This window comes from Pseudoxanthomonas suwonensis J47 (assembly GCF_000513955.1).
Classification (GTDB): Bacteria; Pseudomonadota; Gammaproteobacteria; order Xanthomonadales; family Xanthomonadaceae; genus Pseudoxanthomonas; species Pseudoxanthomonas suwonensis_C.
In genome coordinates this window covers 66,642-79,841 of the sequence record NZ_KI911332.1, presented here as the reverse complement: position 1 = coordinate 79,841, position 13,200 = coordinate 66,642, and the positions used below count along the sequence as shown (strand labels likewise).

Sequence of the window (13,200 nt, the reverse complement as noted above, 5' to 3'; positions counted from 1 at the left end):
TGCGGCACCCACTTCCGTTCGTCGCGGGGTCAGCGCACCGGCATGCCCGGCTGCGCGCCGGCGTCGGCATCCAGCAGCGCCAGGGCGCCGCCGTCGAAACCGGCCGACAGGATCATCCCTTCGCTGACGCCGAAGCGCATCTTGCGCGGGGCGAGGTTGGCGATGAACACCACGTTGCGGCCGACCAGCTTCTCCGGCTCGCCGTAGCTGGCGCGGATGCCGGAGAAGATCTGGCGCTGGCCCAGCTCGCCGGCGTCCAGCAGGAAGCGCAGCAGCTTGTCCGAGCCTTCGACGAAGCCGCACTCCAGCACCTTGCCGATGCGCAGGTCCAGCTTCGCGAAATCCTCGATGCCGATGTACTGCGGGGCATCCGCGGCCGGCGCGGCCTCCTTCTTCGCCTCGGGCTTCTTCTCGCGCTGGGCGGCGGCGGGAGTGGGGGCGAGGGTGTCCCTGGAGGCTTCGGTCATGGCGTCGATGAGCTTGGGGTCGATACGGGTGAACAGCGGGGCGTAGGCGGACAGCGTGCGCCCGGCCAGGTCGATGCGGCGGTCCACCGCCAGCTCCGTGCCCAGCCAGTTTTCCGCGCGGGCGATGGTGGCCGGCACGATCGGCTTGAGCACGCCGGCGATGTCGGCGAAGGCCTGCAGCGCGGTGCCCAGCACCAGGTGCAGGTCGGCGCGGCGCGCCGGGTCCTTGGCCAGCGCCCACGGCGCGGTGCGGGCGATGTATTCGTTGGCCAGGTCGGCGGCGGCCATGGCGTTGCGGGTAACCGCCGCGTAGTTGTCCTGCGCGTACAGCTCCGGCGCGGTGGCGAGCAGGGCGTGCACCTGGTCCAGCAGCCGGGCCGCGTCCTGCGCCCAGCCTTCGCTCAGCCCGGCGTCGTCGCCGGCCGCGCGCAGCGCGTTGCCGAAATGCACGTCCAGCAGCTTCGCGCAGCGGCTGGCGATATTGACGAACTTGCCGACCAGGTCGCTGTTCACGCGGGCGACGAAGTCGGACAGGTTGAGGTCCAGGTCGTCCACGCCGCCGGAGGTCTTGCAGGCGAAGTAGTAGCGCAGCGCGTCCGGGTCCAGGCCCACGTCCAGGTAGGTGCGGGCCATGATGAAGGTGCCGCGCGACTTGGACATCTTGGCGCCGTCGACGGTCAGGTAGCCGTTGACGTGCAGGCGGTCGGGCCGGCGCAGGCCGTTGCCTTCCAGCACCGCCGGCCAGAACAGGCCGTGGAAGTTGACGATGTCCTTGCCGATGAAGTGGTGCAGCTCGGCGTGGTCGCCGGGCTGGAGCAGCTGTTCCATCGCCGCTTCGTCGAAGCCGGCCTTGCCGCCGCTGCGGGCCAGCGCCAGCAGGCTGGAGAAATAGCCGATCGGCGCGTCCAGCCAGACGTAGAAGTACTTGCCCGGGTGGCCGGGGATCTCGAAGCCGAAGTAGGGGGCGTCGCGGGAGATGTCCCAGTCGCGCAGGCCGCCTTCGCCCTCGATCCATTCGGCCAGCTTGGCCTTGACGCCGGGCAGGGCGACGTCGCCCTTGAGCCACTCGCGCAGGCCCTCGGTGTACTGGCCGAGCTTGAAGAAGAAGTGTTCGGACGCGCGCAGTTCCGGCGTGGCCCCGGACACCGCCGAATGCGGGTCGATCAGGTCGGTCGGGCCGTAGGTGGCGCCGCAGACCTCGCAGTTGTCGCCGTACTGGTCCGGCGACTTGCAGTTCGGGCAGGTGCCCTTGACGTAGCGGTCCGGCAGGAACATCTGCTTGACCGGGTCGTAGAGCTGCTCGATCGAGCGGCGCTCGATGCTGCCGCGCGCGTCCAGCGCCGCGTAGAAGCGCTCGGTCAGGGCGCGGTTCTCGTCCGAGTGGGTCGAGTGGTACCAGTCGAAGTGGACGCCGAACTCGCGGAAGTCGCGCTCGTGGCTGGCCTTGATCGCGGCGATGAAGGCTTCCGGGGTGACCCCGGCCTTCTCCGCGGCAAGCATGATCGGCGTGCCGTGGGTGTCGTCGGCGCAGACGTAGTGCACCGTGTCGCCGCGCATGCGCCTGGCCCGCACCCAGATGTCGGCCTGGATGTAGCCGACCAGGTGGCCCAGGTGCAGCGGGCCGTTGGCATAGGGCAGGGCGTTGGTGACGAGCGCGGAACGGGACATGGGAGGCCGGGTGCTGGGGGACCGGCGATTATCGCACGCGAGCGGGCCCCGGCCGGCTCCGGTGGCTTCGCAGGGCCGGAAAAACAGCGACCCGGCCGGGGCCGGGTCGCCGGGTCACGCGGGATGGCGCGGCTGTCTTACTGCCGCAGCCAGGTCTGCGACTTGCAGATGAAGGCGATGCAGCCGGAGACCTCGAGCTTCTGGCCGCCTTCGATCAGCTCCATCTTCGACTTGTAGACCTTGCCCTCGTCGGGCTTGAGGATGGTGCCGCCGGCGTACTTGCCGCCACCCTCGGCCTTCATGCCGCGGATGATCTCCATGCCGGTGATCGGCTTGTCCTTGCGGTCGTCCTTGCACTTGTCGCACACCGGGTTGGGCTTGCTCGGGTTGAGCAGCTCGACGATGCGGCCGGTGACGACGCCGTTGGGCGCCTGGGTGATCTCGACGATCGACTTCGGCTTGCCGGTGTCGCCGTCGATGGTCTTCCAGCGGCCGACCACCGGATCGGCGGCCAGGGCCGAACCGGCCGCGAACAGCGCCGGCAGCAGCAGGGCAATGACGGAAAGCTTCTTGGAACCGGTACTGCGCATATCCCCTCCAGGACGTGGAAACCCGGCCATCGCGGCCGACCGTGGCCCCACTCTAGCGCAGGGGAGGCGCCCTGCCTACGCCCGCGTACGGTTCACGCGGGCGTGGCATGAACCCGGGGTTTACGGGGTCTCGCGGGCCGGCACTTCCGGCTCCGGCGCGTCGGTTTGCGGCGCGGTCGGCGGCACGCGGCTGGCCTCGACCGTCTCCACTCCGCCGACCTCGACCTTGCCAGTGCGCGGCTTCATCCACACCTCGTCCTGCCACTGCCGGTACTGCACCGGATCCCAGTAGCGGTCGTTGTAGAAGTGGGTGCCGTCGATCTGCATCGGCACGTCGCCGGGGCCGGTGACGTAGACCTTCACGTTGCCGGCGAAGCCGGTCAGGCTGCCGGTGCCGCGGCGGCGCTCGCGGCGCAGCGCGGTGGCCAGGCGCGGTTCGGCCGCCGCGTCGCCGTAGCGGGCATACACGTCCTGGCCGACCTCGATGGCGCGCTTCTGGGTGGCTTCGTCCAGCGCATGCCAGTAGCGCTCGCGCAGCACCAGGAAGCCCTCGTAGCCGCGTTCGGCGGCCAGGTCCATCCAGGCATAGGCCAGCGGCCGGTCCTGTTCGACGCCGCGGCCGTCCCACAGCATCTCGGCGACCATCGCCTGCGAGGGCTTGTCGGCGTACCAGGCGGCGCGCTTGAAGTAGGCGAAGGCTTCCTCGGGCTTGTCCTGCTTCAGCGCTTCCTGGGCGAGGTTGCGGAAGCGCAGGTCGGGATGGCCGGACAGGAAGGCATCGGTCGACATGACCTCGTCGGCCATGGCCGGATCCTTGGCCTGCTGGGGCGCCGCGATCGCGACAGGGGCGCAGAGCGCGGCCAGCAGCAGCCAGCCGGCGTTCCGGACGTAGGAACGGTCCATCGGTGTGTTCTCCTGGAGTGGGCGCCCGCGGGGCGCCGATGGCGGCATTGTCCGGGCGCGCGAAGGGCGGCGGAACGGCCGTTGGTCATTACGACGAGGGTCACGGATGGCCCGGCGTGGCCGGGCCATCCGTACCTTGCGTCAGTCGGCGCGGGACGGGGTGCCGACGGTGGCCTTGCCGCCGATGTGGCGGCCGAAGAACTCGAGCATCTTCGTGTACAGGTTCACGCGGTTCGTCACGTCGTAGAAGCCGTGCATTTCGCCGGACTGGATGATCATGCCCTCCGGCGGGTTGCCCGCGGCGACCAGGGCCTTGTTCATCACCTCGGTCTGCTCCGGGACGGCGCGCTCGTCGCGCGCACCGGCGGCCAGGTAGACCGGGATCTTCACTTCCGCGGCACGGCGGGCCGGCGAGTTGTCCGCCCACTCCTTCGTGTCGGTGCCGTGGGTGCGGCGCAGGTAGCGCAGGCCGGACTCGCGCTGCGGGATGTCGCCCTTCTTGAACAGCAGGTCGACGTCATACACGCCGACGTAGCCGAAAGCGCACTGGAACAGGCCCGGTTCGCGGATCGGCGCCATCAGCGCGGAGTAGCCGCCGAAGCTGCCGCCGTAGATGCAGATGCGCTCCCTGTCGGCATAGCCGTTGTCGATGGCCCAGTGGGTGGCGTCGAGGATGTCGTTCTGGATGCCCTGGCCCCACTGGCGGTGGCCGGCGTCCTGGAAGGCCTTGCCGTAGCCGCTGGAGCCGCGGAAGTTCACCTTCAGCACCGCGTAGCCGCGCGAGGCGAGCAGCTGGGACTCCGCGTTGAAGCGCCAGTTGTCACGCGGGCCGATCGGGCCGCCGTGCGGGTTGACGATCAGCGGCAGGTTCTTCCCGTCCGAGCCGTTGGGGATGGTCAGGTAGCCGTGCACGAGCATGCCGTCGCGGGCCTTGAAGCTGAACGGCTTGACCGTGGCCATGTGGGCCTTGTCCAGCTTCGGGCGCTGCTGCATCAGGAAACGGGCCTGCCCGGTGTCGCGGTCGTACAGGTACAGCTCGCCCGGATTGCTGTCGCTGTAGACCGAGACGATGATCCTGCGGCCGTCCTGGGTGTGGCTGGAGAAGTCGACCATTTCGCCCGGGAACGCGCTGGCCAGCGAGACGTACAGCTCGGCGTCCGGGTGGGTCTCGTCGATCAGGTGGACCTGCGGCGCGCCGGCCTCGGTCACCACGCCCAGCAGGGTCTTGTCGTCGGTCGACCACAGGTAGCCGGAGATGTCGGCGACCTTGTCCTGGAACAGCTGGCGGAACTCGCCGGTCTGCACGTCGAGGGTGCCGATCGCGGCCGGCGCCTTGTTGTCGCTCTGGATGGCATAGACGGTGCCGTCCTCGGTGACCTGCTCGACCCACAGGTGCTTGCCGTCGGTCTTGGAGGCGCTCACCAGGGTCCACTCGCGGCCGTCGCGGCGGTACAGCTCGGTGCGTTCGTCGTACTCGCCGTCCTCGTCGCGGCTGGACGAGCACACCGAGAAGCGCGGCTGCTTCTGCGCGTCGAGGACGATGTCGCAGTTTTCCTTGGGCGCGCGCGCCAGCGGGGTGCGGCGGCCGCTGATGGTGTCCAGCAGGACCAGCTCGGTGCCGGCGCCTTCGGAGGAGCGCGGGGTGGACGCGCGCATGACGACGTTCACGTCGTCGTTCTTGAGGGTGTCGACCAGGCTGAAGCGGGCGCTGCCCACGGCCTTGCTGCGCTGGGTGGCGTCGCGGGTGCCGTAGAAGATCAGCGGCCGGGGCAGGCTGCCGTCGGCGTTGACGGCGAACCATTCGCCGGTGGAGAACGGCTGGGCGTAGCCGCCCATCTTGCGCACGGCGTTGAACATCAGCCGTTCCGGACTGACCCAGTAGAAGGAACCGACGCTCTTCTTGTCCGGGAGCTGGTTGACCTTGAGGATCTTCAGGTCGGAGGTGCGCATCACGGTCAGCACGTCCTGGTCGCCGTAGTCGACGGTGATGGCCAGGTAGTCGCCGTTGGGCGAGATCTTCGCGTTGCTGTAGAGCGGATGCTTGACGAATTCCTCGACCGGCAGCGGCTGGGCCGCGGCGGCCACGCCGGGCAGGAGGGCCAGCGCCAGCAGGGCTGCATGCATCTTCTTCATCGGGAGTCCTTTCGATGGTGGGTGACAGAGAAAAGCCCGGCTTGCACCGGGCTTTTCCCTTGTTGCAGGTCCTTCGCCGGGGCTTAGAACCGGTACGCGATGCTCACGTAGTAGCGGCGACCCAGCGGGTCGGCGCCCAGCCAGCCGTTGAAGAACGGATAGCCGGTGTAGCTGTTGTCCTCGCGGTACTGGTTGTCCAGCACGTTGACGACCTGCAGCTGGGCCTGGACGTTCGGGCCGAACTTCTTGGCCACGGTCAGGTTGTACAGCATGTACGGCTGCAGGCGCGGACCGTAGTAGCCACCGGCCGAGTTGCGGCCCGCCACTTCGGCGTTGGACCAGGCCGAGCCGTAGCGGGTGCCGAACACGGTGGTGGTCCAGTCGCCGTACATCCAGCTCACGCTGCCGCGGGCGCGGCTACGCTCCGGATACCAGTAGTTCTGGCTCGGCGGCAGGTCGCGGTAGTCGACCAGGTCGTCTTCCGCTTCCTGCTTGAACTTGTTGCTCAGCTGCAGCGAGTACGACAGGTCGAAGTTGAACGAACCCAGGCGGTCGGTATTCAGACGGTACTTGTAGCTGGCGTCGATACCGGTGGTGTCCTGCAGCGCGGTGTTGATGTACGAGTTGTTGATCCGCTGGATGCGCAGGTGGTCCGGGGTGCCGGGGGCGTCGATACGGGTGATCAGGCCGTACAGGCTCTGGCAGAACGCGCTGTCCGGAGCCGGCGAACCGTCGGCGTACGAACCCAGACGGCAGGCGGCTTCGCGCTGCAGCAGGGTGGTGGCGTCGAACTGCGAGGCAGCGTCCTTCAGGCGGATGCGGTACCAGTCAACCGACAGCGACATGTCGTCGACGATGTCCCACACGAAGCCGGCGGTCCAGGACTCGCCTTCCTCTTCCTTCAGGCCCGGGTTGCCGGCGATGAGGGTCTGCGACTGGTAGATGGTCGGGTCGCCGGTGACGTTGCACTGGGTGCGGGTACGCGGGCCCTGGGCCTGGGCGACGCCGACGCCGGCGCGGCAGGCGTACTCGTCGAGGATGCTCGAGTACGAGGCGGCGCCCTGCGCGTAGATCAGCTGCATGTCCGGGGCGCGGAAGCTGGTGGCGTACGAACCACGGACCAGCAGGCGGTCGGCCGGACGCCACTCGAGGCCGAAGTTGTAGGTGGTGGCCGCGTCGACGTCGGAGATGTCGTCGTACTTGTCCCAGCGGGCCGCGATCTGCGCGCTGAGCGAGTTCAGGATCGGCACGCGGACCTCGGCGCCGATGGCGTAGCGGTCACGCTCGCCGTGGGTCTCGCCCGAGCTGGTCAGGTTGTAGATCGTCTGGTCGTCGAGCGGGCGCAGCTGGTTGGTGCGCGGGTCGCTCATCAGGTCGGTGGTCTGGCGGTTCCACTCCAGCACGCCGGCGAAGCCGACCGAGCCGGCGGGCAGCTCGAAGAGGTCGCCGCTGACGTTGAAGTTGACGTTGGAGACGGTGCTCTCGCCGCGGTTGACCACGCGCGTCGCGAACGAGCGGTAGATCTCCGGGGTGATCGGGCTGTTCCAGCGGTCCAGGTTCAGGGTGTGGGCAGCGTAGCCGCTCACGTAACCCAGGCGCGGGCCGAGGAAGTAGTCATGCACGGCCTTGGCGAGCAGGCGCGGGCGGTCGGCTTCGTAGTTGTACAGGCCGTAGCTGGCGCTCAGTTCCCAGTCGAAGCGGTCGGCGAACACGCCCTGGATGCCGGCGCCGACGTCGTAGCTGTACTCGTCGTACAGGGTCGAGGCGGCTTCCGGGCCACCCAGCTCTTCCGGGGTGAAGATGCGCTGCAGCTGCAGGAAGTTCTGCGCCTGGGTGTCGTAGTAGTACACCGAGGTGCCACCCGAGGCGGTGGTGTTGAAGCGGTCGCCGCTGGTGCCCCAGAACTCGGTGCCGCCGCTCGACTTGGCCTTGGTCGAGTAGTAGTTCGCGCTGGCGAACAGGCGGGTGGTGTCGGTGATGTCGAACGTGCCGTAGCCGTAGGTGGAGTAGAACTGGCGCTTGTTCGAGATCGAGCGCGAGGCGCTGGTGGTGAACGAGCCGCAGATGTCGCCGCGGGTCGCGCTGGTGTAGGCCACCATGTTCATCGCTTCACAGGCGGCAGCGCCCGGGAAGAACGCGTTGGTGCCGACCGCGCCGTCGCCCCTGTTGGCGCCACGGATGGCGACGTGCGACAGCGACGGGGCCGCCAGGTTGCCCAGCGGGCCGTGGCGGGTGTCGGACATGAAGTGGCGCTGGTCGGCGAACACCGGCTCGCGGTCGGAGTACTGGAAGGCCCACACGGCGCTCCAGCGGTCGCCGGTCTTGCCGCCGGTGAACTCGAGGTTGACCGAGTCGCCACCGCCCTCGGCAGTGGTGCCGGTGGTCAGGCGGACGAAGTTGCCGTCGTAGTTCTCGCGCAGGACGATGTTCACCACGCCGGCGACGGCGTCCGAACCGTAGATCGCCGAGGCGCCGCCGGTCAGGACTTCGATGCGCTCGACGATCGAGCTCGGGATCGCAGCGACGTTGACGATGTTGTTGTCGCGGTTGTACGGCTGCGGGTACTGGGCCGGACGACGGCCGTTGATCAGGGTCAGGGTGTAGCCCGGGCCCAGGTTGCGCAGGTTGACCACCTGGGCATTCGGGGTGAAGCCGGTCACGCCCAGGTCGCCGGTGAACGAGCTGGTGGTGTTCTGGCTCAGCGTCTGCAGCATGTCGCCGACGGTCTGGAAGCCTTCACGGTCGATCTCCGCACGGGTGATGACCATGACCGGAGCCGGACCTTCGATCTCGGAGCGCTTGATGCGCGAACCGACAACCGAGACGCGGTCTAGGTTGGTGGCGGCCTGGGTGGTCTGCTGGTTGGAGGTGTCGGACTCCTCGGTCTGGCTGTCCTGGGCGAACGCGGCTCCGGCCAGCGGCAGCATGATCGCGGTCAGGAGAGCGGCCGAGAGACGGTGCCGTGCGGGTGCAGGCGCGTGTTTCATTATTTAGGTTCCCCTAAGTCATTGATCTAACATCGGCCACCACTCCCGAGGCCGAACCTGAATGAGGCCCCAACAACGGGCCTGAACGGACATTAACACGGTTTTAATTCCATTTGTATCCGTTTGTCACAATGACCTTGTGACTACCTCCCCGCCAGAGCCATGACCCCCGTTACCGATTTCATCCAGTCCCTCCAGAAGCTCCAGGATCCCGCCTCGGGACTGGCCCTGGCGCCGCCCCGCGCGCGCTGGGAGGCCAGGCCTTCCGGCAGCGCCTGCCAGGTCGAACTGACCGCCGGCTGGCCGCTGGGCCCGGTGCCGCAGGCCCTGGTGGCGGAGGTCGAGGCCGCCGCCGCCGCCCATGGCCTCGCCCTGGCCAGGTTCGAGGTGCACAACCGGGTTGCCGCGCATGCGGTGCAGGCCGGCCTGTCGCCGCTGCCGCGGGTGCGCAACGTGATCGCGGTGGGCTCGGGCAAGGGCGGGGTGGGCAAGTCCACGACCGCGGTGAACCTGGCCCTGGCGCTGGCGCGGCTGGGCGCGCGGGTCGGCGTGCTGGACGCGGACGTCTACGGGCCGAGCGTGCCGGCGATGCTGGGCCTGTCGGGCCGGCCGGAAAGCCCGGACGACAAGTCGATCGAGCCGATGCGGGCCTTCGGTGTCGAGGCGATGTCGATCGGCCTGCTGGTCGACACCGACACGCCGATGATCTGGCGCGGTCCGATGGCGACCTCGGCGCTGACCCAGCTGTTCACCGATACGCGCTGGGGCGACCTGGACTACCTGCTGATCGACCTGCCGCCGGGCACCGGCGACATCCAGCTGACCCTGGCGCAGAAGATCCCGGTGGCCGGCGCGGTGATCGTGACCACGCCGCAGGAGATCGCCACGCTCGACGCGCGCAAGGCGCTGAAGATGTTCGAGAAGGTCAACGTGCCGGTGCTGGGCATCGTCGAGAACATGGCGGTGCATGTGTGCAGCAACTGCGGGCACGTGGAGCACCTGTTCGGGCAGGGCGGGGCGCAGGCGATGGCCGAGCGCTACGGCGTGCCGCTGCTGGGTTCGCTGCCGCTGGACCTGCAGATCCGCGAGCAGGGCGACGTCGGCACGCCGGTGGTCGCCGCGGCGCCGGATTCGGCGCCGGCCCAGGCCTACCTGCGCGCCGCGCAGGCAATGGCCGCCCAGCTGGCCGGCCGCCCGCGCGCCTCGATCCCGATCGCGTCGACCCTGGCCTGATCGCGCCGGGAATGAAACCGGGCGCTGGCGACATCCGGCACGTCGCCACGCGCCAGCTGCTTCACCGCGTCCCTTCGTTCCCCTCTCCCCACGGGAGAGGGGCCAGGGGAGAGGGGCGGCACCCGGCGAGCGTCCAGTCCGCAGGGGCGATGGGTTGCTGACTTCCCCGCTTCTGGTGGCCTTGCGCTGGCGGGCTTCGGAGGGAGCCGCGGCGGCGCGGAATTCCTGCCCTCACCCCCGAGCCCCGCACCGCGCCCCGGCCCGCGTCCATGGGACGGGCGTTCGACGGCATGCGCGCCAGCGGCGCGCATGCATGCCGCCTTCCCCGGTGGGGGAGGGGCCTGGACAGACGGCCCGTTCTCTCCCGCGCCTGTGCACCGCCCCCGGCCCCCCTCTACAATCGGCCGTTCACGGGCCAGGCCCGCAGGGAATACCGCATGAGCATCAAGAGCGACCGCTGGATCCGCCGCATGGCCGAACAGCACGGGATGATCGAGCCGTTCGAGCCGGGCCAGGTCAAGCACGCGGCCGATGGCCATCGCATCGTCAGCTACGGCACGTCCAGTTACGGCTACGACGTGCGCTGCTCGCGCGAGTTCAAGGTGTTCACCAACATCAACTCGACGATCGTCGACCCGAAGAACTTCGACCCGAAGAGCTTCGTCGACATCGAGGCCGACGAGTGCATCATCCCGCCGAATTCCTTCGCCCTGGCGCGCACGGTCGAGTACTTCCGCATCCCGCGCGACGTGCTGGTGGTGTGCCTGGGCAAGAGCACCTATGCGCGCTGCGGCATCATCGTCAACGTGACGCCGCTGGAGCCGGAGTGGGAAGGGCACGTCACCCTGGAGTTCTCCAACACCACGCCGCTGCCGGCGCGCATCTACGCCAACGAGGGCGTGGCGCAGATGCTGTTCTTCCAGTCCGACGCCGACGACGTCTGCGAGACCTCGTACAAGGACCGCGGTGGCAAGTACCAGGGCCAGACCGGGGTGACCCTGCCGCGGACCTGACGGTCGCCGGCTGGTCGAAGAAAGGGCGCGGATTTCCGCGCCCTTTCCTTTTGCGTCCGGTGAGGGCCCGCCGGATCGGCAGGTCCGGGAGGCCTTGCGCGGAGGCATCAGCCTGGCAACGCCCGCGGCGATCGGCAGCGCCGGCCACCAGGTGGCCAGCCAGCGGAAGGCGTCCACGCCCAGGCCCAGGTTGTCGAGCAGGAACAGCGTGCCGAGGGCGATCAGGACCAGAGCGGGGAGGGCCCGCTGTTCTGCACCGGTGTGGGTCCGCCACGTGGGTAGCGGGGGGCGCTGCTCTGCGCCGATGTGGGTCCGCCACGCGTGGGTAGCGGGAAGGCCCGCTGTTCTGCACCGGTGTGGGTCCGCCACGTGGGTAGCGGGGGGCGCTGCTCTGCGCCGATGTGGGTCCGCCACGTGTGGGTAGCGGGGGGCGCTGTTCTGCACCGGTGTGGGTCCGCCACGCGTGGGTAGCGGGGCAAGCCCGCTCTACCTGCGCTTGAGCAGCATGCCGACGCCGACGGCGACGAGGATGGCGGGCCACCAGGTGGCGAGCAGGGCGCCCAGGCCGCTGTCGATCCATCCCAGGTTGCGGGCCAGGAAGAAGAGGCCCAGGACGATCAGGACGAGCGCGGCGAAGACGTTGGAGCCCATGGTGGCGAGTCGGCGGTCGGGAAAGGGGGCGCTTATCCTAGCCGCGAACGCCACGCCGCCGCACGCGCCTGCAGCGCGTCCGGCTCGAAGCGCTGCATCTGGCCGCTGCCCCACACCGGGCCGGGCCATGCCGCATCGCCGGCATGGCGGCCGACCAGGTGCACGTGCAGCTGGCGGACGATGTTGCCGAGCGCGCCGATGTTGAGCTTCTCCACGCCCGCTTCGGCGCGCAGCAGCTGCGAAACCTGGTTGAGTTCGGCCAGCAGCAGGCGCTGCTGGCTGCCATCCAGGTCGATCCATTCCGCGGCGCCGGGCACGCGCGGCACCAGCAGCAGCCACGGGAAGCGCGTGTCGTCCATCAGCCGCACCTGCGACAGCGGGCCGTCGGCGATGAACACGCTGTCGGCGGCCAGACGCGGATCGAGTTCAAATCCGCTCATCGCAGGTGCTCCGCGAGGAAGGCGAGGCTGCGTTCGCGGGCCAGCTCCGCGCTGGGGGCGTGGTAGGCCTCCGGGTCGACGTCGCGGTTGAAGGCGTGGCCAGCCGGATAGGTGAGCACGGGCATGGAGGGCAGGGCCTCGCGGTGCTTCTGCACGGCGTCGGCGGTGATCGACGGATCCTGCTCGCCGAAGTGGAACATCACCGGCGCCTTGGGGCTGGCGACCAGTGCGGGGTCCTCGAGGAACGGCACGTCGCGCGCGCCGTAGTAGGACACCGAAGGCAGGCCCAGGCGCAGCGCCGAGAGCATCGCCACCGTGCCGCCCCAGCAGTAGCCGACCGTGCCCACCGCCTGCGGCGGCTGCGACGCGGCCAGGTGCCTGCGCAGGCGTGCCGCGGCGGCGTCGACGATCTGCATCGCCGCTTCGATGCCCAGCTGCGTGACCAGTTCGCGGCCGCGGGCGAAGCCGGCTTCGTCGTAGCCCAGTTCGACGTCGCGCTCGACCGGGTCGAAGAACGCCGGCGCCAGCACCGCGTAGCCCTCCGCGGCATAGCCGTCGGCCACCGCACGCATGTGCGGGTTCACCCCGAAGATCTCCTGGATCACGACCAGGCCAGCTTTCGGCGGGCCAGGGGGGTCGGCCTGCCAGGCCGCGATCGTGCCGGCCGGCGTGTCGAGGGTGGTCCATTGGCCCATGGCTGGCTCCCGTGGATAGAAGGGGGGCTTCCATTATGGCTGCTGCGCGTTCACAGCCCGCAGACTGCCTGGTCCCGCTCCGACCGGAGCGAGCGGCATGCCTGCGCGCCACTGGTGCGCGGGCAGCCGGACGCTCGCGTCCCCATGGACGCGGGCCGGGACGTGAAGCGGGGTCAGGGAGAAGGCAGGTGTGCCAATGTGGCGAGGCATCCCGACCCTCACCCCTGTCCCTCTCCCGGGGGGAGAGGGGAGAACGAAGCCACGACGCTGGAGCGCCGAAAGGCGCGGCAGCGCGGGGTGTCACCAGCAGGTCGCTGGCTGATGCGGCAAGGACGCTGGTGCGTGGCGACGCGCCGGACGTCGCCAGCGCCCGCGTTCATTCCCGGCGCCCCCCGCGCTGCCGCGGCTCCGTCCGAAGCC

The 13,200-nt window shown here is 69.4% G+C and carries 10 protein-coding genes and 1 pseudogene; 2 read left to right on the top strand and 9 right to left on the bottom strand.

The window, feature by feature from the left end; genetic code table 11:
• Positions 1 to 29: 29 nt before the first annotated feature.
• From metG to M503_RS16680, 5 genes are all read right to left on the bottom strand, one after another.
• On the bottom strand, positions 30 to 2,135 hold the full coding sequence (gene metG / locus M503_RS0115035) for a methionine--tRNA ligase (RefSeq protein WP_028919594.1): 2,106 nt from the start codon (positions 2,133 to 2,135) through the stop codon (positions 30 to 32).
• A 137-nt stretch (positions 2,136 to 2,272) separates the two neighbouring features.
• The gene (locus tag M503_RS0115030; protein WP_028919595.1) at positions 2,273 to 2,725 is read right to left on the bottom strand and encodes a DUF2147 domain-containing protein; all 453 of its coding nucleotides are present in this window, start codon (positions 2,723 to 2,725) and stop codon (positions 2,273 to 2,275) included.
• A gap of 120 nt (positions 2,726 to 2,845) precedes the next feature.
• Complete coding sequence (locus M503_RS16685; protein ID WP_051414672.1) at positions 2,846 to 3,628, bottom strand: sel1 repeat family protein; 783 nt, start codon at positions 3,626 to 3,628, stop codon at positions 2,846 to 2,848.
• A 141-nt stretch (positions 3,629 to 3,769) separates the two neighbouring features.
• Positions 3,770 to 5,761: a S9 family peptidase gene (locus tag M503_RS0115020; protein ID WP_028919596.1), complete on the bottom strand. Its 1,992-nt coding sequence runs from the start codon at positions 5,759 to 5,761 to the stop codon at positions 3,770 to 3,772.
• 83 nt (positions 5,762 to 5,844) lie between these two features.
• Positions 5,845 to 8,748 (bottom strand): TonB-dependent receptor domain-containing protein, encoded by a 2,904-nt coding sequence (locus M503_RS16680; protein WP_081721082.1) that lies wholly within the window; start codon positions 8,746 to 8,748, stop codon positions 5,845 to 5,847.
• Positions 8,749 to 8,910: 162 nt separating this feature from the next.
• On the opposite strand from M503_RS16680, the gene apbC reads away from it, so the two are divergent.
• The gene (gene apbC, locus M503_RS0115010; RefSeq protein WP_428992217.1) at positions 8,911 to 9,981 is read left to right on the top strand and encodes an iron-sulfur cluster carrier protein ApbC; all 1,071 of its coding nucleotides are present in this window, start codon (positions 8,911 to 8,913) and stop codon (positions 9,979 to 9,981) included.
• 437 nt (positions 9,982 to 10,418) lie between these two features.
• Positions 10,419 to 10,994 carry a dCTP deaminase gene (gene dcd / locus M503_RS0115005; RefSeq protein WP_024869618.1) on the top strand — a complete coding sequence of 192 codons (576 nt, stop codon included), beginning with the start codon at positions 10,419 to 10,421 and terminating at the stop codon, positions 10,992 to 10,994.
• 78 nt (positions 10,995 to 11,072) lie between these two features.
• On the opposite strand, the pseudogene M503_RS17855 reads toward dcd, so the two are convergent.
• The 4 genes and pseudogenes from M503_RS17855 to M503_RS0114990 all read right to left on the bottom strand — a co-directional run.
• Positions 11,073 to 11,225 (bottom strand): annotated as a pseudogene (locus M503_RS17855) (LiaI-LiaF-like domain-containing protein); the annotation flags it as partial.
• A 255-nt stretch (positions 11,226 to 11,480) separates the two neighbouring features.
• Complete coding sequence (locus M503_RS17670; protein WP_024869619.1) at positions 11,481 to 11,645, bottom strand: LiaI-LiaF-like domain-containing protein; 165 nt, start codon at positions 11,643 to 11,645, stop codon at positions 11,481 to 11,483.
• Positions 11,646 to 11,677: 32 nt separating this feature from the next.
• Positions 11,678 to 12,085 (bottom strand): HIT family protein, encoded by a 408-nt coding sequence (locus tag M503_RS0114995; RefSeq protein WP_024869620.1) that lies wholly within the window; start codon positions 12,083 to 12,085, stop codon positions 11,678 to 11,680.
• Positions 12,082 to 12,780 (bottom strand): dienelactone hydrolase family protein, encoded by a 699-nt coding sequence (locus M503_RS0114990; protein WP_028919598.1) that lies wholly within the window; start codon positions 12,778 to 12,780, stop codon positions 12,082 to 12,084. The genes M503_RS0114995 and M503_RS0114990 overlap by 4 nt, the downstream gene beginning before the upstream one ends.
• Between the last annotated feature and the right edge of the window lie 420 nt (positions 12,781 to 13,200).